The organism is Streptomyces sp. AJS327, from assembly GCF_013450295.1.
Classification (GTDB): domain Bacteria; phylum Actinomycetota; class Actinomycetes; order Streptomycetales; family Streptomycetaceae; genus Streptomyces.
This window is the reverse complement of sequence record NZ_SKBR01000001.1, coordinates 259,251-278,755: the sequence shown is the minus strand read 5'-3', so window position 1 is coordinate 278,755 and position 19,505 is coordinate 259,251. Positions and strand designations below refer to the sequence as shown.

General features: G+C 73.3%; 13 protein-coding genes and 1 pseudogene. 10 read left to right on the top strand and 4 right to left on the bottom strand.

Going from position 1 to position 19,505, the window contains the following annotated elements; all coding sequences use genetic code 11:
- Positions 1-156 precede the first annotated feature (156 nt).
- Entirely contained in the window at positions 157-1,938 is a 1,782-nt protein-coding gene (locus tag E0L36_RS01015) for a hypothetical protein (RefSeq protein ID WP_180926959.1), read from the top strand.
- 7 nt (positions 1,939-1,945) lie between these two features.
- Here E0L36_RS01015 and E0L36_RS01010 read toward each other — a convergent pair whose 3' ends face one another.
- Complete coding sequence (locus E0L36_RS01010; protein WP_180926958.1) at positions 1,946-2,308, bottom strand: hypothetical protein; 363 nt, start codon at positions 2,306-2,308, stop codon at positions 1,946-1,948.
- A 106-nt stretch (positions 2,309-2,414) separates the two neighbouring features.
- On the opposite strand from E0L36_RS01010, the pseudogene E0L36_RS27285 reads away from it, so the two are divergent.
- A pseudogene (locus E0L36_RS27285) lies at positions 2,415-2,851 on the top strand (hypothetical protein); the annotation flags it as partial.
- 7 nt (positions 2,852-2,858) lie between these two features.
- Here E0L36_RS27285 and E0L36_RS01005 read toward each other — a convergent pair.
- Complete coding sequence (locus tag E0L36_RS01005; RefSeq protein ID WP_180926957.1) at positions 2,859-3,917, bottom strand: LysR family transcriptional regulator; 1,059 nt, start codon at positions 3,915-3,917, stop codon at positions 2,859-2,861.
- Positions 3,918-3,999: 82 nt separating this feature from the next.
- Between E0L36_RS01005 and E0L36_RS01000 the strand changes: the two genes are divergently transcribed.
- From E0L36_RS01000 to E0L36_RS00980, 5 genes are all read left to right on the top strand, one after another.
- On the top strand, positions 4,000-5,475 hold the full coding sequence (locus E0L36_RS01000) for an MFS transporter (RefSeq protein WP_180926956.1): 1,476 nt from the start codon (positions 4,000-4,002) through the stop codon (positions 5,473-5,475).
- Between the two features lie 404 nt (positions 5,476-5,879).
- Positions 5,880-6,608, top strand: a complete 729-nt coding sequence (locus tag E0L36_RS00995) for an ABC transporter ATP-binding protein (protein ID WP_180926955.1) — start codon at positions 5,880-5,882, stop codon at positions 6,606-6,608.
- The gene (locus E0L36_RS28160; RefSeq protein ID WP_180926954.1) at positions 6,605-9,130 is read left to right on the top strand and encodes an ABC transporter permease; all 2,526 of its coding nucleotides are present in this window, start codon (positions 6,605-6,607) and stop codon (positions 9,128-9,130) included. Before E0L36_RS00995 ends, E0L36_RS28160 begins: the two co-directional genes overlap by 4 nt.
- Before the next feature lie 95 nt (positions 9,131-9,225).
- On the top strand, positions 9,226-10,587 hold the full coding sequence (locus E0L36_RS00985; protein WP_180926953.1) for a cytochrome P450: 1,362 nt from the start codon (positions 9,226-9,228) through the stop codon (positions 10,585-10,587).
- A 56-nt stretch (positions 10,588-10,643) separates the two neighbouring features.
- Positions 10,644-12,116 (top strand): cytochrome P450, encoded by a 1,473-nt coding sequence (locus E0L36_RS00980; RefSeq protein WP_308416586.1) that lies wholly within the window; start codon positions 10,644-10,646, stop codon positions 12,114-12,116.
- Between the two features lie 111 nt (positions 12,117-12,227).
- Here E0L36_RS00980 and E0L36_RS00975 read toward each other — a convergent pair whose 3' ends face one another.
- The gene (locus E0L36_RS00975) at positions 12,228-14,006 is read right to left on the bottom strand and encodes an FAD-dependent oxidoreductase (RefSeq protein ID WP_180926952.1); all 1,779 of its coding nucleotides are present in this window, start codon (positions 14,004-14,006) and stop codon (positions 12,228-12,230) included.
- 315 nt (positions 14,007-14,321) lie between these two features.
- Here E0L36_RS00975 and E0L36_RS00970 point away from each other — a divergent pair, with 315 nt between their 5' ends.
- The 3 genes from E0L36_RS00970 (at position 14,322) to E0L36_RS00960 (ending at position 17,654) form a co-directional block, all read left to right on the top strand.
- Positions 14,322-15,185 carry a cyclopropane-fatty-acyl-phospholipid synthase family protein gene (locus E0L36_RS00970; RefSeq protein ID WP_180926951.1) on the top strand — a complete coding sequence of 288 codons (864 nt, stop codon included), beginning with the start codon at positions 14,322-14,324 and terminating at the stop codon, positions 15,183-15,185.
- 185 nt (positions 15,186-15,370) lie between these two features.
- On the top strand, positions 15,371-16,558 hold the full coding sequence (locus E0L36_RS00965; RefSeq protein ID WP_180926950.1) for an NAD(P)/FAD-dependent oxidoreductase: 1,188 nt from the start codon (positions 15,371-15,373) through the stop codon (positions 16,556-16,558).
- A gap of 196 nt (positions 16,559-16,754) precedes the next feature.
- Positions 16,755-17,654 carry an NAD-dependent epimerase/dehydratase family protein gene (locus E0L36_RS00960; RefSeq protein ID WP_180926949.1) on the top strand — a complete coding sequence of 300 codons (900 nt, stop codon included), beginning with the start codon at positions 16,755-16,757 and terminating at the stop codon, positions 17,652-17,654.
- A 158-nt stretch (positions 17,655-17,812) separates the two neighbouring features.
- Here the strand turns inward: E0L36_RS00960 and E0L36_RS00955 are convergent, their stop codons facing one another.
- Positions 17,813-19,450, bottom strand: coding sequence for a benzoate-CoA ligase family protein (locus tag E0L36_RS00955; RefSeq protein WP_180926948.1), 1,638 nt, complete (start codon positions 19,448-19,450; stop codon positions 17,813-17,815).
- Between the last annotated feature and the right edge of the window lie 55 nt (positions 19,451-19,505).

Sequence of the window (19,505 nt, the reverse complement as noted above, 5' to 3'; positions counted from 1 at the left end):
TGGCCTGTTCGCCGAGGCACCGGATCTTGGCGTGGGTGGTGTTGTGGCAGCGCTCCCACCGCCTGAGGCGGCGGCCCCGAAACGGGACCCCTGCTTCGCCCCGATGGTCGTCTTGGGCTACGGTCGTGCCTCCATGTCCGCGAGGGAGTGGTGCTGATGCCCCGCCATGTACTGGCCGCGATAGGCATGGACGGCGGGGAAATCGCGCGCGAGGAGCGCCCCGCCGCGCCATCGCTCGCCATGGTCGCCGCGTACGGGGATTTCCACGCCTGCGACTACGTGACCGTCTCCGAGGGGGAGTCCGTCGCCCTCTACGCCCGCTATCCCGGAGATATGTGGGACGCTGTGAGCCCCGGGACCGACGCTGTGACCGCCGACGAGTTGCGCCTGTGGTTCGAGCTCACTCACCACTACCCGGGCCCAGACGGGGCGGACCCGAGCCATCCGCTGGGCAGGGCCCCGCAGCCGGGTGCGGTCGGACGCATCGACGAGCGGCGCGCCATCGCCCTGGTCCAGGAGCACATCGCCACCGGCGGCCTGGACTACCCGACCCAGGGCCTGGTGGCGGATCGGTTCGCCGCGGGCTGGAGCGTATACGCGCCCGTCGACGTCGACGACAGCGATCCCATGGCGTTTCTCGACATGCCCGTCGGCCGTTCGGTGTTCATGGTCGGCGACACGGGGCGGATCAAGGAGGTCACCTCCGCGATCCCGCCCGAACAGGCCGACGCCCTGTTCACCGCGGAGGAGGCCTTCGTACGGCGTCCGCCCGCCGAGGAGGCGTTCATGAACGACCTCAAGGCGGAGTTCGAGCGCCTCGATGCCCGGTCCGGGCAGCCGGGCGCGATCGCTGACTTCACCGTCGTCGGTACCCCGCCCGAGGACGTGACGGCGGCCCGCGTGACCGCGCTGACCGACGAGATCGCCCGCCAGCTGGTGCTGTGCGGACCACAGCGGTGGGAGCGCATGGTGGCAGCGTTCTCCTGCGCGGTCTCCGCCGAGACGGCCGATCTGTGCTTCTGGCAGCACGAACGGCCCGTGGAGGCACGGGTGCCGGAGCGGATAGCCCTTCTCGTACGCCGCCAGCGCCATCTCGCGGCCGCCATGCCGGCCGGACCGTGGCTGCGTCTGCTGGTCGCCGTCACCAAGGGGCCCGGCGGCCAGGCCCAGGTCTCGACCCAGTACGACTACGGTGACGAGCGGCTCCCTGACGGGCAGCTGCTCGCCCCCACGCACTACCGCAACGACCTCGCCGCCTACCCGCGGGCCGGGGTACCGGCGTGGCTGCGGGCCTATGCCGGGGCGAACGGCCAGCGCACGGCATCCCCGCGCACGGCGCCTCCGCGATCCGCGGCCTCGCGCCAAGAGGCCCCCGAGCGCCCCTTCGTGGACAGTCTGGTCGGCTGGACGACACACGTGGTCGCCGACCAGCAGCGGATCACGTATGGCCGTGACTCGCTGGCCTGGGAGGAGATCGAGTGGGTCCGGTATCCCGTCTCGCGGACCAAACACCTGGGCTTCCTGTTCCCCTCCACGTACACCAACACGTACACGTTCGGCGTGGGCGGATACGGGAACTCACCGAAGAGCCTGGGAGATCTGACATGGAGCAAGGGCGGTAAGAGGGCACAAGCCCCCGAAGCGTGGCTGGCCTTGGTCGAGTTCGCGCAGCGCGTGCTCGAACCCCGGCTGCTCGCGGAGCGTCTCGACCTGATCCGGCGCGGCGGGTCGTTCACCGTTGGCGAGGTGCTCGTGCACCGCGGCGGGCTCACGCTGCGCGGGGTCATGGAGGCCGATTGGGGTTCGCTCACGGACGTCGAGGTCGCGGACGGCCTGGTGTGGATCCATGAGCGGGGCAGGCACCAGCCGGTGAGGGTGTCCCTCGGCAGCGCCAACGCCGTACTCCTGCCCCGCATCATCGCGGCCATGGCCGGCTGAGCCGCGGCTATCCGTGCAGGCGCCCCGAGACCCGCGTGATCTCCTCGGCGCTCAGCGGGTACGGGCTGCCGTACAGCAGCGGACCGGTGACGACGGCGGGACCGGTTACGGGCACCGCGCCGTGATCGGCCACGAGCCGGCTGACCACGGGGTTGGGCGGGCCGGAGCGCGCCCGACCCGGGCCGTCCTCGGCGTACCAGAGGGTGAGCTCCTCACCGAGCTTGGTGGAGCGTATGTGCTCCGAACCGAGAAGACGAGCGACCTCCTGCACGAGATCCATCCCGAACGAGGCGGTCTCTACTCGCTTGATGCCCCTGTCGGACACGAGCAGCAGGCCGGACGTCGCCTTGTTGCGCTTGAAGAGTCCCATCCCGTCACTCTACGGACGCGGCCACGTCAGCTGCCACCTCTTCCTTGGCCCCGCACGCGCCGGCCCCTCCCCGCGCGGTCCGCCTGGCAGTCCGCACCTGTTACGCGAGGCCGTCGACCTCCCGGCCGCGCTCGCGCCCACGCTGGAGCATGCCATGACGGCCGTGCGGAAGAAGGCATACGTGATCCTCGACGGCACCGTGCTGCCGATCGACCGCATCGCTGCCGACCAGCCCTACGGATAGGGCGTATCAGGGCGCGGGCCCCGCTGTCCGCGTCCCGTTCCGGGCGAGGGGCCGCGTGGATGGCGTCGCCGTCGCAACCGCGATCACGCCGATGTCCGCAGCCTCGGCGAACGTGCCATGGCCACCCTCAAGTGCCGGGGCTCCCGCGGAAACTCCGTTGCGGCACCACCCGGATCACAGCCGTCGTCCGTGCCGTCGTCGCGCTCGAACTCGCTACCCGATCAAGATGGAAAGGGTTCACGGAGTACCGACCCCTGACGCACCTGGCGCCGTCCCCTCCTGAGGAGCTGGCCCGCTAGGAGCCGGTCACGACTTCTGGTGGGTGGTGTGGAGTTGGGCGTCGGGGGTGGGGAGCCAGCTGTCGGCGGGGCGGTGGCGCCAGCCGTCCGCCGTGCCCAACTCCCGGGCGGTGGCGCGGAGTACGTCGAGTCCGGGGTGCCGGAGCCCGGCGCGCCAGACCAGGGAGACGGGGGAGAGCGGCCGCGGCGTGGTCACCGGGCGCAGCACCGTGCCGGGAACCTCGGTGAACACCTCGCTGGCCAGCACCAGCCAGCCGCGTTTCCGCACGAGCCGGGCGAACTCCGCCTCGCCCTCGATCCTCGGGAAGGGGTCGGCGGGCCGCGCCCCGGCGGCGGGTCCCGTGCCGTCCGCGAAGAGGGCGCGGGCGTACTCCGTCCACTCGACGGTGTCCGGGTTGCCCGCGCCGACGTAGAGGGTCTCTCCGGCAAGCCGGGCCGCCGGTATCCGGGGGAGCCGGGCGAGCGGGTGCTCCTCGGGCAGCAGGACCGCCACGCGCTCGTACCGGACCAGCGTGTGGTCGAGGGAGGCCAGCGTGGCGGGTGGCAGTCCGGCCACCCGCCCGAAGGAGGCGTCCAGTTCGCCGCTGAGCAGGGCGGTGGCGGCGCCGGTCAGGCCGCTGTGGTAGCGGGCGACGAACTCCAGGTCGGGTGCGGCGTCGCGGGCCGCGTCCAGGACGCGCTGGCCGGTGCTGACCGGGGCCGAGGCGTCCACCACCAGCGGGCGTTGCTCGCGGGAGCAGGCGGCGCGCAGCTCGTCGTGGGCGGTCAGGACACGGCGTGCGTACGGCAGCAACCGGGCGCCCTCGACGGTGAGTTCGGTGCGCCGGGTGGTGCGGGCGAACAGGGCGGCGCCGACACGGTGTTCCAGTCGCCGCACGTCGCGACTGAGGGCCTGCTGGGCGACGTGCAGCCGGTGGGCGGCCCGGGTGAAGTGCAGTTCCTCCGCCACGGCGACGAAGGCGCGCAGCTGCCGGGGGTCGATGTCGGCGGGGCCGAAGGGACCGGTGTGCCCGGGGGAGCTGACCGGTACCGGGCTGCTGGCGGGGTCCGCGGGGTCGGGGGGCATCGCGGCAGACTAACAACCGGAGTGCGTGAGTTGGCGGGAACCGGTGTTGGACCTCCGGAGGCCGCGCGACAAGGCTGGCGCCATGCCGCACGATTCCCCCCGCTCCTCCCCGCGCCCGGACCGCGCGGTCGTCCCCCTGCCCGCCGACGGCCGTACGCCGCCGGCGGAGCCCGTCCCGGCCGACGGGGGCCGCCCCGGCAGCCCCCGTCCGGCTCCCGCCACCAACTCCCCTACCAACACCGGACGTTCGGGCGCCGCCGAGGATGGTCCCGGGCCTCCCCGGCGGCCCGGACAGTCCGGGGCGCCGACGGCCGCCTCCGGGCGGCGCGGGACGGTCACGCGGTGGGCCGCGCCGTACGGGCGGCTGTTCCGGCGGCCGGGCACGGTCGCGTTCACGCTGGGCAGCGTGCTCGCGCGGCTGCCGATGGGGATGTTCGGCATCAGCGCCGTGATCATGATCGCCGGGTCCCGGGGCTCCTACGCGCTGGCCGGGGCGGTGACCGCGACGGGTCTGGCCGCGACGGCGGTGGTGGCCCCGCTGACCGCCCGGATGGTCGACCGGTACGGCCAGGCGCGGATCGCGCTGCCCGCGACGCTCCTCGCGGCCTGCGGTTCGCTGGCGCTCGTCGCCTGTGTGCACTACGACGCCCCGCACTGGACACTGTTCGCCTCCTACGCGGCGACCGCCACCACCCCCAACACCGGGGGGATGTCCCGGGCACGCTGGGCCCACCTGCACCCCGGCGACGGGCCGGGCGGCGGCGCGCGCCACACCGCCAACTCGCTCGAACAGGCCCTGGACGAGATGTGTTTCATGCTCGGACCGGTCCTGGCCGCGCTGCTGTGCACCGCGCTCTTCCCGGAGGCGGGGACCCTCGCGGGGGTGGCGCTGCTCGTCGTCGGAATGGCGCTGTTCACCGCGCAGCGCTCCACCGAACCGCCGGCCGGACGCGGGGAGTCGGGCCGTTCGACGGGCCGGGCCCCGATCCGGCTGCCGGGCGTTCCGCCGCTGCTGGTCACCTTCCTGTGCACGGGCGCGGTGTTCGGCTCGCTGGAGGTGGTGACCGTCGGCTTCGCCGACTCCCGGGGCCAACAGGCCGCGGGTGGCGTGGTGCTGGCCTGCCAGGCCGCCGGATCGGGCCTGGCCGGGCTGGCGTTCGGCGCGCTGCGGCCCCGGCTGACCGCCGAACGGCGGCTGCCGCGCTGTGTCGCGGCGATGGCGGCCCTGCTGACGCTGCCGCTGCTCACCGCCTGGGGGCTGGGCAGTCTCCTGGTGCTGGGGGTGGCGCTGCTGGTCGCGGGGATGGCCACGGCGCCGACCATGGTGACCGGGATGACCCTCCTCCAGGAGCGCACCCCGGCCGCGCGGCTCAACGAGGGGATGACGCTCGCGGTGACCGCGCTGCTCTGCGGGGTGGCGCTGGGGTCGGCGCTCGGCGGCTGGGCCACGGAGCACTGGGCTCCCGCCCTGCCCTACGCGCTGCCCCCGGCGGCCGCGGTGGCGGCGCTGCTGACCACGTTCGTCCCGGCCGCCCGCCGCCTCCCCCGGGTGGGCTGAACCACCCGTGCGCGGCCCCGTGCGCGACCCCTGGCCGACCCCGGCCCTCGCCCCCGGCCCGGCCCCGGGTCCGTCGGCGGGCGTGCGGGGACGGAGTCCGGCTCCCGCCCCGGACAGGGGGCTTGGCCTGCGACGGCGTCATGTGGGGTGGGGCGGGCGGGAGTTGGGTGGCGGATGGTATCGCGCACGGGGGACCCCGGGAACCCGTCGCTGGTCGCCACATGTGAACTGGATTACTCCACACGTCTCAGCGAGACTGACCCCTGCCCGGAGGGCTGATCCGGCGTTCGGCCGGTCTCCCCCTCCGGGTGCCGCACGCCAGTCACCGCACAGGGCAGGGAGGCCACCCGTCCCATCGCGTGGTGGTCGGCCTCCATGAGGCTCATTGAGGGGAGCACCGGTACATGGCCAGACTCCAGCTCGACAGCGTGGTACACGACTACTACCGCGGCCATCAGCCCGTACGCGCGCTGGACGGGGTGTCGTTGAGCATCGAGGAGGGGCAGTGCGTGTCGGTGCTGGGCCCCAGCGGTTCCGGCAAGAGCACCCTGCTGCACCTGATGGGGGCGCTGGACGCGCCCTCCTCCGGGCGGGTGTTACTGGACGGCACCGAACTCGGCACGCTCAACGACGACCAGCTCTCGGACCTGCGCCGCAAACGGGTCGGATTCATCTTCCAGTTCTTCAACCTCCTTCCGGCGCTGACCGCCTGGGAGAACGTGGCGGTGCCCCGGCTGCTGGACGGCGAGAAGCTGGGCGACGTCCGGGAGGAGGCGGTGGCGCTGCTGGAGAAGGTGGGGATCGGCAAACGGGCCGACCACCGGCCGGGCGAGATGTCCGGCGGCCAGATGCAGCGCGTCGCGATCGCCCGTTCGCTCATCATGGACCCCACCATCCTGCTGGCGGACGAGCCGACCGGGAACCTCGACACCCGTACCGGGGACGAACTCCTCGACCTCCTCGCCGGGTTGGCGCACGATGACGCGCGCCGCTCGGTGGTGATGGTCACGCACAGCATGGACGCGGCGCTGCGCAGCGACCGTTCGGTGCTGCTGACCGACGGCGACATCGTCTCCGACGGTGTGCCGGAGGACGTGGTGGCGAAGTTCATCGGGGACGGGAGGGCCCGGTGATCCGGGGCGCCCGCGTGATCCTGTCCCGGCTGCGGCTCCTCAACTTCCGCTATCTGCGCCAGCATCCGGCACGTACCGCGCTCTCGCTCGGGGTGCTGACGGTCTCCGCCGCGCTGATCGTCTCCGTCCTCGGTATCTACGGTTCGGTCAGCGGCTCGGTGGGACGGCTGACCGGCCAGGTGGCGGGCGAGGCCGAACTGGAGGTCACCGGCCGTACCGACGGCGGGCTGAGCGCCGCGCAGGCGAAGCGCGCGGACGAGGTCGACGGGGTGGAGACCGCCGTTCCGCTGGTGCGCGCGCCAGTGCGGGTCGACGGGGAGCGGGTGCTGCTGTTCGGCGCCGACTCCCGGGCGTCCGCGCTGCGCAGCGACCTGAGCGAGATGACCGCCGAACCCTCCGGGAACGGCGGGGACTCGGCGCTGTTCGCCGGGCCGAACCTGGACGTGCCCGGGGACAAGCCGCTCGGGATCCAGTCGATGGCCGGGCAGACGCAGCGGATGCCGCTCGCCGGGGTGCTGAAGGGCTCGGCCGCCGGGCAGGTCAACGACGGCCAGTACCTGGTGGCGCCGCTGCCGGTGGCGCAGCGGCTGGCCGGGCTGGGTGACCGGGTGGAGTCGGTGCTGGTCGTCACCGAGAAGGGCGCCGACGCCGGGGCGGTTCGGGACCGGCTGGCGAAGGAGCTGGGGCCGCGGGCGTTCGTCTCGGACACCTCGTTCCGTACCGAGCAGGCCGACAAGGCGACGGCGCTGGTGCGGAACGTCACGCTGCTGGTGGCCTTCATGGCGCTGGTCGTGGCGGGCTTCCTGATCTTCAACTCGATGAACATGTCGGCGGCGGAACGCCGCGCGGAGATGGCCTCGCTGCGCGCGCTGGGCTCCCGGCGGCGGCCGATCATGCGGGACTTCCTGTTGGAGTCGCTGGTGCTGGCGCTGGCCGGGGCGGCGCTCGGCAGCGGCCTCGGCTATCTGATCGCGGGCGCGAGCGTCGACTCGCTGCCCCCGGTGATCACCGACGCGGTGGACGCGCGGATCACCACCGCGGTCCCGCCGAGCGCGGTGCCCGCCGCCGTCCTCGCCTGTGTGGGCGCGGGACTGGCGGCCTCCTGGCTGGCGGCGCGGCGGGTGTCGCGGGTGTCGCCGGTGGAGGCGATGCGCACCGCCGATCCGGCGGCCGACACCGGGGAGGGCGAGCGGCATCCGGGGCGGACGCTGACGCTGCTGCTCGGCGTGATCGCGCTGGTGATGGCGCTGGGGACGGCCCTCGCCTTCGACGACGAGCGGTCGTTCGGCAGCGGGGCGCTGTTCCTGGTGGGCGTGATCCTGCTGTCGTACGCGCTGATTCCGGAGGTGACGCGGCTGACGGCCTGGGTGGCCGCGCGACTGGGCGGCCCGGGCCGGATCGCGGCCACCGCCGTCGCGCGGGCGCCGCGCCGCGCCTGGGCGACCGGCATGACGGTGTGCCTGGCGGTGGCGATCGGCGCGGCCACCACCGGTGCCTCGCAGAACACCGTGGACGCCGCCTCGGAGAACGTGTCGACGCTGGCGGACTCGGACTTCGTGGTGCAGCGCGCCTCCGCCGACGTGCTGCCGGTGCGGCCGCTGATGCCCGCGTCGGACGGCGAGAGGCTCGCCGAGGTCAAGGGCGTCGAGCGGGTGGTCGCGGGCCAGTTCACCTACCTGAACCTGGACGACGAGCGGGCGCTGCTCCAGGGCGTCGGCGGGCCGAGCAACTCCACCGCCTACCGGCTGGCGGACGGCCCGGCCAGGAAGGCGCTGCGGGACGGTTCCGGCGCGGTGGTCTCGCGGGCGTTCGCGAAGGACAACGGGCTGGAGAGGGGTGACCGGCTGACGCTGCCCACCCCGAAGGGCGAGCAGCGGATCAGGATCGCGGACGTGGTCGACTACGTCAGCATGGACGCCGGGCTGGTCGCGCTGTCCATGGACCGGCTGGCCGAGTGGTACGGGCAGTCCGGCGCCTCCTTCTACGAGGTGCTGCTGGAGCCGGGGGCGGACGCGGGCGCGGTCCAGGAGCGGCTGGAGGCGGCGGCCGAGGCCCGGCCGTACCCGGTCAACGTGCTCACCGGGGACGAGGCGGTGGACGCGATGGAGACCGCGGTGCGGCAGATCCAGTCGCTGGCGCTGGCGCTCCAGTGGGTGATCGCCGGGGTCGCGGCGCTGGCGCTGCTGAACACGCTGATGCTGGCGGTCGTGGAGCGGCGCCGGGAGCTGGGCATCCTGCGGGCGCTGGGCGGCAGCGGCCGCTACGTGCGCCGGGTGATCCTCGCCGAGGCGGCGGCGGTGAGCCTGGTCGGCGGGGTCGCCGGGGTGCTGGTCGGCAGTGTGCTGCACGCGCTGTCGACGCGGGTGATGGCCACGTCCGTCGCGATGGAGATCCCGTTCGAGGTGGCACCGGCCGCGCTGGCGCTGGCCGTCGGGGCGATCGTCATCGCGATGGCGGGTTCCGTCCCACCGGCGCGGCGCGCCGGGAAGCTCAACGTGGTGCGGGCCATCGGCTATGAGTGACCGCGGTCGCCCCGGGCGCCTTCGACACCACCGTACGGTCAAGCAGCGGGCGGCCGGGGCCGTGTGGCGGCCGCCCGCGGACGAGGGGAGCAACCGTGCCGCGTAACGCGCCGGGACCAGCACCACACCAGATACCGGGTCTGCTGCGGCTGGCCGTCTCCGACCCGCTGCGGTCGATGTACCAGACGGTCAGCCGGTACGGGGACGCGGTGCGTATCCCGTTCGCGCCGGGGCGGAACATCCATCTGTTCTGCCGTCCGGAGCACGCCGAGCACATCCTGGTGGCCCGGCAGCAGCGGTACGGGAAGGCGTTCACCTACCGTCCGCTGCGCGAGTGGATCGGGCTGGGCCTGATCACCAGCGACGGTGAACTGTGGGAACGGCAGCGGCGGTTGATCCAGCCGCTCTTCTCGCACCGGCGGGTCTCGACGCTCCAGCCGCTGATGGTGGACGCCATCGAGCGGATGCTGCGCGAGTGGGACGAGCGGCCGGAGGGCTCCGTGGTGGACGCCACGGAGGAGATGAGCGGGATGACGCTGGACATCGTGGGCGCCACGCTGTTCGGCGCGGACCTGACCGCCGACCGGGACCGGATCTACCACGCGGTGGAGACCCTCCAGGACGCGGTCACGAAGGTCATCAAGAACCCGCTGACCTGGGTCTCGGCGAAGGCGGCCCGGCGCACCAGCCCGGGTTTCCGGCAGTGGGACCAGGCGAAGGCCACCATCGACGAGGTGGTCACCCGGGTCATCGCGGACCGCCGGAGCGGCCGGGCGGAGAGCGACGGACGGGACCTGCTGGACGCGCTGCTCAACGCCCGGCACGAGGACGGCACCGGGATCGGGGACGTCCAACTGCGGGACGAGATCGTCACGTTCTTCATGGCGGGACACGAGACCAGCGCCAACTGCCTGGCCTGGACCCTGTATCTGCTGTCCACCTCCCCCGCGGCGCGCGAACGGCTGGAGGAGGAGGTCGACTCGGTGCTGGCGGGCCGCGCCCCCACCCAGGAGGACCTGGACAAGCTGGTGTGGACGCGGGCGGTGCTGAGCGAGTCGATGCGGCTCTACCCGCCGGTGTGGACGGTGGAGCGGGACGCGATCGCCGAGGACGAGGTGGCCGGGGTGCCGGTCTCCGCTGGCAGCACCGTCATCGTCCCGCCGTACCTGGTGCACCGGCATCCGGGGGTGTGGAGCAGCCCGGAGGCGTTCGCGCCCGAACGGTTCCTGCCCGAGCGGTCCGGGGAGCGGCACAAGTACGCCTTCATCCCGTTCGGCGGCGGACGGCGGGGCTGTATCGGCAACGCCTTCGCGCTGATTGAGGTGGTGGTGGCGCTGGCGATGATCACCCAGCGCTACCGGCTGGACCTGCTGCCCGGTTTCGACCCGGTGCCGAAGGTGACGGTCACCCTGCGGCCGCCGCAGGAGATGGCGATGGCGCTGCGCCGCAGGGCGTGAGGGCCAGGGGCCCGGAGGGGCGCGGGGAGCGGTGGAGCGACGCGAAGGGGGAACAGGTGTCACCGGAGTCACAGGACGCGACGCGGTCCGGCGAGCCGCGGGAGGCGGCCAACTCGCCGGACACGTCCGGAGGTTCGGCACGGCGCTCAGCAGCCGACGCGGCGCGGCGCGCGCTGCCGGGCGGGGTGCCGGGGCCGCCGCGGCGGGCGGCGCCCGGGCTGCTGGCCGCGATCGGCCGCGATCCGCTGGCCGCCGCCATCGGCCTGTACCGCGAGTACGGGGACCGGGTGCGGATCCCGATCCCCGGCCACCCGTTGTTCCTGCTGAGCCATCCGGCCCACGCGGAGCACGTGTTCGTCTCCCGGCAGGACAACTACCGGAAGGCGGCCACCTACAAGCCGCTGCGGATCTTCCTCGGCGACGGGCTGGTCACCAGTGAGGGCGCGCTGTGGGAGCGGCAACGCCGCCTGATCCAGCCGCTGTTCGGCTACCGCAGGGTCAGCGCCCTGCAACCGGTGATGGTGCGCAACACCGAGAAGACGCTGGCGGAGTGGGAGCGGCTGCCGGACGGGCGGCTGGTCGACGCGTCGGAGGCGATGAGCCTGCTGACGCTGAACATCGTGGGCGAGGCGCTGTTCGGCGCCGACCTGACCCGTCCGGGGGCGCGGATCTCGTCCTCGGTGACCGGGATGCAGGACTTCGCGGTGACCGCGATGCGCAACCCGCTGCTGCTGCCCGCGCCGATGCTGGGGCTGCGCACCACCCCCGGCTACCGCAGGTGGCGGGCCACGGTCCGGGCGATCGACGAGGTGGTGGAGCGGCTGACCGCGGAGCGGCGGGCGGCCCCCGCGCGGGAGGACGAGCGCGACCTGATGGACGCGCTGCTCAACGCCCGCTACGAGGACGGCGGTCAGATCAGTGACCGCCAACTCCGGGACGAGGTCGTCACGTTCCTGATGGCCGGGCACGAGACCAGCGCCACCACGCTGACCTGGGCGCTGTACCTCCTGGCCGCGCACCCCTCGGCGCGGGAGCGGCTGGAGGCCGAGGTGGACGCCGAACTCGGCGGCGCCCCGCCGTCGGTGGCGGACCTGGACCGGCTGCCGTGGACCAAGGCGGTGCTGAGCGAGGCGATGCGGCTCTACCCGCCGTTCTGGACGCTGGAGCGGAACGCGGTGGAGGACGACGAGGTGGACGGGGTGCCCATCCCGGCGGGCAGCACCGTCGCGGTGCCGCCGTACCTGGTGCACCGGCACCCCGAGGCGTGGGACAACCCGGAGGGCTTCTCGCCCGAGCGGTTCCTGCCCGGCGGCGGGGCCGAACGGCACCGGCACGCCTTCATCCCGTTCGGCAGCGGGCGGCGCGGCTGTGTGGGCAACACCTTCGCGCTGATCGAGACGGCGGTGGCGCTGGCGATGATCGCCCAGCGGTTCCGGCTGGACCTGGTCCCCGGTGGGGTGCCGAAGCTGCAACCGACCGTCACACTGCGTCCGTTGGGCGGCCTGCGGATGGTGCTGCGCCGCCGCTGAGGCCGGGAGCGCGAGGGGGCCGTCACCCGTGGTGGGTGACGGCCCCCTCGCGCTCCGCTCGCCGTCCGCCGCTCGCGCCGACCGTCAGCGCCGGTCGTCAGCGGGGGCGGTCTACGGCCAGGGCGTGTCCAGCACGTGGTCGAGCCCGAGCTTGTAGCGCGCGTCGTCCGCCTTGCGCAGCAGCCGGAACTCCGGCGGCGCGTACAGGTCGTGCGTCACGCAGCCGTCGGCGTCCGAACCGGCCGCCTCCAGCAGGGCGTTGACGGCCCGCTTCGCGGTCTCGTTGGCGCCCTCCATGGTGGCGCAGCTGAGGTTGTCGCGAACGTAGTCGGCGGCGAGGAAGAGGTTCCCGATGGCGCTCGCCGGTTCCGGACGGGCGTCCCAGGAGCCCACCACCGAGACGATCAGCGGTTCGTCGTTGCGGGCCGTGGAGCCGTCGCCGGGGTGGGTGATGGCCGGGTCGAGGTGCCAGGACCGCACGGCGGACTCCGGCAGCACCGTGCGGCCGGTGTCCTCCAGCGCCGCGCGCATCTGGGCGAGGGTCTCCTCGGCGATCTCCTCGGGGGTGCACTCGCGGGCCGGCTTCTTGTACACGATGCCGGGGTTGTCCCAGTGCGCGATGTTCACCGACACGCACTCGCGGGCGCTGCCGTCGCCGTAGTCGGCGGCGAGGTCCCGGTCCCAGTTCTGCGCCTGGCTGTAGGAGACCAGCGCCCAGGGCGAGTCGACGTAGTCGACGAAGCCGTTCACCACGGGCGTGGGTTTGTCCAGGTAGAATTGGATGCCGTTCATCCACTCGGTGCGCAGCTCGTCCATCCTGGCCAGCGCGGGGTCCGCGGAGCGCACCTCGGCGCTCCACAGCTTCCGGGCCCGCTCGGCGGGGATGGCGCAGACGTACCAGTCGGCGGTGACGTTCCGCCGCCCGCCGCTGGCGTCGCGGACCCGGGCGCCGGATATCCGGCCGTCGGTGAGGGACAGGCCCTCGACCTCCCAGCCCACCCGGAAGGTGACGCCGCGCTCGCGGAGGTACTCGACCCAGGGGCCGATCCACACCTCGCTGGTCGGGCCGTCCAGCACCCGGCCCATGTGCTCGGTGCTGCCCTTGCCCGCGAGGGAGTAGAAGTACAGCTCGGTGAGGATGCCGGTGGCGCGGGCTGAGGCCATGTCGGGACGGGAGGCGACCAGCGCGGTGGTCAGCCCCTCGACGAACATCTTGCGGTACTCCTCGCTCATCCGCTCGGTCCGCATGAAGTCCTGCCAGGTGGTCTTCTCCCACTGGCCGTGCCGCCGGGCCTGCCCACTGGTCGCGAAGATCGCCATCTGCCGGGCGAAGAACAGCAGTTCCCGCATCGGCAGCGCGGTGACCTGCTGGAGCATCGCCACGATCAGGCGCTGGAACTCCTCCGGGGTGGGGAGGTCCTTCGCGGCGGACTCCAGCTGGAGGTCCTCCCGGCCGCCGGTACGGGAGTACAGCACGCCCTCGACCGGCCGCAGATGGTCGTGGACGCTGCCGCCGGAGGCGCCCGGGACGCGCTCCATCGTCTCGGGCAGGTGGCGGTAGAAGCCGGGGACGAAGCGCCAGCCGTGCTCGCCCGGTAGGTCCTTCCGGCCGCCGGTGCCACTGCCCTTGAACGGGATGGAGCGGGACTTGCCGCCCAGCTCCTTGCGTTCGTAGACGGTGACCCGGAAGCCGCGTTCGGCCAGCTCCTGCGCGGCGGTGAGCCCGGCCACGCCGGCGCCGAAGACGGCCACCTCCCGGCCCTTGGCCTCGGCCGCCCGCGCGCTGCCCGCGGTGGAGGCCCCCAGCCCGAAGGCGGCCACCGCACCGGCGCCGACCGCTCCACCGACGAACCGCCGTCTCGACGCGTGCTCCAAGGGGTTCTCTGACACCGGGGCCTCCTCGCTCCGTATCCGCTCCGTAAACCCGCTCACGAAAGATCATGGCGCCGTCTCGCGCGAAAGTGACCGTACCGGGCGTCTGGTACGCGTCAAGCGGGAGATCTACGCTAAGGCTACTCCGATTCTTTCTCACCCTTTCCGACCTAAGGAGAACCGGCGGTGCCCACCAGCAAGTGGCGTAGGACTCTCAACGCCGCATTCGGACAACCCGATCCCACCGCGCACGCGCTTCTGCTGCGGGACTCCCAGGCTTTCGCCAGGACGCATTTTCTGCACGCGGCAGCACATTTGGGACTGTTAACGGAATTGCGCACTCCGAATTCCGCCGACGGGCTGGCCGAACGACTGGGAATCACCCGGCACCAGCAGTTCCGGCTCATGCTGGAACTCGGTGTTTCCGTGGGCGAACTGAGCGAGAGCGGAGGCAGCTACCGGCTCCGGGGCAAGCGCGCCAAGGCCCTGGTCGGCCGGAACGGCAGCGTGCTGCGCGCCCTGATCGACGAGCAGGTCGAGTACCACGGCTCGGTCTACCGCCACCTTCCCGAGCGGCTGCGCGGCGGCGAGTTGGGCGACTACCTCGGCGAACACGCGGGCACCATCGCGGAGTCCTCGCGGATCGCGGAGAGCGTCGTCGCGGGGTACGTCACCGACACCGTCCAGGAGGTGCCCGGCACCCGGGTCCTCGACCTCGGCTGCGGCAGCGGCGTCTACCTGCGGGCCGCCTCCCGCAAGCCCGGCACCAGCGGCACCGGACTCGACGTCCAGCCCGCCTCGGTCGAGTTGGCCCAGGGCAACCTCAAGCGCTGGGGCCTGACCGACCGGTTCGAGGTCCGCCAGGGCGACATGCGCGAGGCCGAGCTGAACGGCCCGTACGACGTCGTGCTGTTGATGAACAACATCTACTACTTCGCGCCGGAGGAACGGCCCGAGCTGTTCCGCACCCTGCGTGCGGCGCTGCGCGAGGGCGGCACCCTGGTGCTGGTCTCGATGTTCCACGGCACCAGCGTCAGCGCGCTCGGGCTCGACCTCGTCCTCGCCTGCACCCAGGGCTGTTACGCGCTGCCCCGGGCCGAGGACCTCGAACCGGAGCTGCGCGAGGCCGGGTTCGGCCAGGTGCGGACGGACCAGCTGATGGCCGGCCAGAGCCTGCTGGGGATGCGCGCGTGCTGAGTCCCCGGTCCGCCCGGTGGGCCCCACCCCCGGTTTCCACCCCGGTTTTCCGAGCAATCGGCATGGGAAACCGGGGAGTTGGCCGCAACGGCCTTGCGTGGCCCTCACGGAAGTGCAAGTGTGGGGGCCGTTCGTTGTCACTCTCAGGCGCTGAGGATTCTCATGTCCGACCGTAGCCCGACATGGTGAGCGCGAAAGAAAAGCCCGATGTCACCATTGTCGGTGGCGGGCTCGCCGGTCTGGCCACCGGCATTGCGCTGGCTGATTCCGGATTCGACACGGCCATTGTCGAAGCACGCCGCAAACCGGCTTCCGATGTGTTCGGATTCCTGCTCTGGCCCCCTGGCACCCGCACCCTGCGCTGGTTAGGCGCGCTGCCCGAGGCCGCCAAAGCGGGTTCCGAACTGGAATCCCTCACCTGGTTCGTCTCCGGAAAGAAGGACACCTGGCTGAGCGTCCGGCTGGACGAACTCGGCTGCGGCACCTTCCTCGGAATCCTTCCGTCCCGGCTGGAGGAGATCCTCCGCGACACGGCGCTCCGCGCCGGGGTCCGCATCCTGGACTCCGTCGAGGACTGGAGCCTGGTGCGCGAGCGCGCCTCCTGGACGCTGCGCGCCGAACGCGCCGACGGCCCGGTGGAGTTGCGCACGCCGCTGCTGATCGGCGCGGACGGCGCCAACTCGCGGCTGCGCGAGGAACTCGGCCTGGCCTCCTCGCGCTGGCAGCCCTCCGGGCAGGTCATCGTCACCGGCGTCGGCGGCCCGCTGCCCAGCCGGGAGTCCCGGCAGGCGCTGTCGTCCACCGGCTCCGGCGGCTGCGTCAGCCTCGGTGAGGAGCACAGCTGGCTCTACACCGTGGCGCACGAGTCCGAGGCCACCGACCCCGAGCGGACGCTGCGGCACTACGCCTCCCTCGACCCGGAACCTGCCGCCGCCTTCGAGCAGGTGCGGCGGACGGCGGTGGTCCGCCCGTGGAACATCACGGTCCCCCGCTGGTCGACGGACGGCGCGCTGCTGATGGGCGACGCCGCCCACGGCATGCTGCCGCACTTCGGCCTCGGCGGCTCGCTCACCCTGGAGGACGTGCCGATCCTCCGCGAGGTGGTGGAGGAGGCGCTGCGCACCGGGGACACCTGCGCCGCCCGGCTCTCCGCCTTCCAGCAGCGCCGCCGCGCCCGCGTCGCGTACGCGCAGCGCACCTCCAACCAGTGGGCCCGGCTGCTCAGCAACCGGGCGCCCGGCATCCAGACCGCCCGTGACCTCGCGGTGCGCCGGCTGGTGAAGGACATGAGCCTGGTGGAGCGCTTCTACCGGGAACTCGCCTCACCGTCCGTCCCGGCGCTCAGCACCCGGATGCGGATGCTGCTCCTCTGACGGCGGGGTGTGCGCCGGACGCCCGGCGCACGCCCGTCCCGTCTCCCCGGGGCACGGGCCGCCAGCGGCCCGAACGGACCCCAACGACCGGCCACCGGCCGCGCGTTGGCGCTCCGCCCACGGCCCCGGGACCGCGCGGGGACCGCACCGCCGGTCCCACCGTCCGACCATCCATGAACGACCTATCGGGTGAGGTATGGCCAAGCGAGGAACAGCCGCCGTCGTCGGCGGCCGAGGATTCATCGGCGGCGCCATCGTGGAGGCCCTGCGGGCCACCGGCTGGGACGTCACCGTCGTCACCCACAACCAGCGGCTCGCGGCGCACCACGCCGGCTACCGCTGGGGCGACATGCTCGACCCGACCACGCTCGGGCCCGCCGTCGAGGGCGCCGACGTGGTCGTGCAGAGCGCCAACTTCCCCAACTACCCCTTCGAACGACCGCAGTTGCGGCACACCTTCCTGGAGTACGACGGGCTCGGCACCGAACGGCTGGTCCGCGCCGCCCGGGACGCCGGGGTGCGCCGGTACGTGTTCATCTCCGGTGTCGGCGTCACCGAGAACCCCAGCAAGCCGTACTACCGCGCCATCCGCCGTGGCGAACAGGCCGTCACCGAGTCCGGGATGGAGCACCTGGTGGTGCGTCCCGCCTTCGTCTACGGCCCCCGCGACAACGGCATCAACCGGATCATCCGGGCCGCCCGCGCCCTGCCGGTGCTGCCGCTGCCCCAGGGCGGCGACCAGCTCCACCAGCCGGTGTTCGCGGACGACATCGGCACCGTCGTCAGCCAGGCGATGGACAGCGACGGGCCGCAGGGCACCTTCGAGATCGGCGGCCCCGACCGGATGTCCATGGCGCACATGCTGCGCACCGCGCTCGACCTCGTGGGCCGCGGCCGCCGCGTCGTCACCGTGCCGGACCGGGTCTCCCGGCCCGGCGCCCGGCTGCTGGCCAAGCTCCCCGGGCCGCTGATCACCCCGAACGCGCTGGACTTCATGGTGGAGGACTTCGTCGCCGACACCGAGCCGCTGCTCAAGGAGTTCGACCTGCGGCTGACCCCCTTCGAGGAGGGCCTGCGCGACTACCTGGTGCCCTGACGCACCGGGCGCCCGGGCCCTGACGGCCCGGAACACCACCGCCCCCGCCCCGGTCCGGCCGCGTCCGCGCGCCCGGACCGGGGCGCGGACGTCCCGGGCGCCGGGCGTCCCCGGCCGGGAGTTCGGGCCCGGCCGGGCGCCCTGCCTCCGGCGGGTGGTCAGTCGGTGGGGGCGGCGGCCCCGGCGACGGCCTCGGCCCGCAGGGTGTGCCGGGCGATCTTGCCGGTCGCGGTGCGCGGCAGGTCGTCCACCACCCGCAGGACGCGCGGCCGCTTGTAGGCGGCCAGCCCGTCCCGGACGTGACGGCGCAACTCGCGGCGGAGCGCCGCCGCGTCCGGCGGGTCGGCCGCTTCCGGGGCGCCGTCGCCGTCCCGGGTGCTCTCCGGTCGGACGTAGGCCACGATCTCGGTGGTGGCGTGTGCGCCGGGCACCCCGATCACCGCGCACTCCCGGACGGCCGGGTGCCGCAGCAGGCAGTCCTCGATCTCGGTGGGCGCCACCTTGTACCCGCCCGCCTTGAGGACGTCGTCGGAGCGGGCGACGAACCAGAACACCCCGTCCTCGTCCCGGCTGAGCTGGTCACCGGTCCGCGTCCAGCCGCCCACCATGGTGGCGACGGACGCGGGGTGGTTGTTCCAGTAGCGGGCCGCGTTCGCCTCGGACCGCACCCAGAGGTGGCCGATCTCGCCCGGGCCGAGCCGCCGCCCCTCCTCGTCCCGCAACTCCGCCTCGAAGCCCGGGACCAGGGTGCCGGAGCTGCCGGGCGGGGTGGTCCCCGGCTCCGTCGCGATGAAGATGTGCAGGCACTCCGTGGAGCCGAGGCCGTTGAGGATCTCCAGTCCGAACCGCTCGCGCCAGCGGTCCGCGAGGCTGGCGGGCAGCGGCTCCCCCGCCGAGACGCAGAGCCGGACGCTCGACAGGTCGACGTCCGCGCCCCGGTCGGCCACCGCGAGCATCGCGGAGTACAGCGCGGGCACCGCGCACAGCACCGTGGGGCGGCCCCGGGCCACCAGCCGCAACAGCCGGGCGGCGTCCGCCGTCTCGGGCATCAGCAGGGTGCTCGCCCCGGCCGCGAGCGGGAAGAGGAAGGAGTTGCCGAAGCCGTAGCCGAAGGACAGCTTCGCCCCGGACAGGCAGCGGTCGGAGGCGGTCAGCCCGAGCCGGGTCGGCAGCCCCTCCAGCAGCGCCAGCAGCCCCCGGTGCAGGTGGACCACGCCGCGCGGCGCCCCGGTACTGCCCGAGGTGTACTGGATGACGGCCGTGTCGTCCAGACTGGTCGGGCTGATCGGCCGGTCCTCGGACTCGCCGGACAGCACCGCGTCCAGCGCGGGCTCCTCCGCCCCCTCCGGCGGTTCGCCCAGCACCCACACCCGGCGCGGCCAGCTCGCCTTCGCCAGCCCGGCCGCGCCGGGCGCCGCCCGTACGGTGGCCAGCTGCTCGGGTCCGGCCACCGCCAGCAGCGGACGGCAGTCCGCGAAGACCCGGGCGAGGTCGTCCGAGGTCAGCTGGGTGGCGAGCGGCACCGGGACCGCGCCGATCCGCAACAGGCCCAGCACACAGGCGAGATAGTCCGGGGTGTCCGGAGCGACCAGGGCGACGCGCGTCTCGTACCCCGCCCCGGCGGCGGCGAAGGCGTTCGCCGCCTGGCAGGAGCGGCGGTGCAGCTCGCGGTAGGTCCACGTCTCGTGCTCGGTCCGTACACACACCGCCTCGCCCCGCCCCTCCTCCAGGTGGACGTCGAGGAAGCGGTGGACGCTGTTGCCGTCACCCACGGGGGCGACGGGGGCTGGAGTCACGCTGGTTCACCTCCGGTGAGCGGGGACGTACGGGACGGGACGGACGGATGACGGG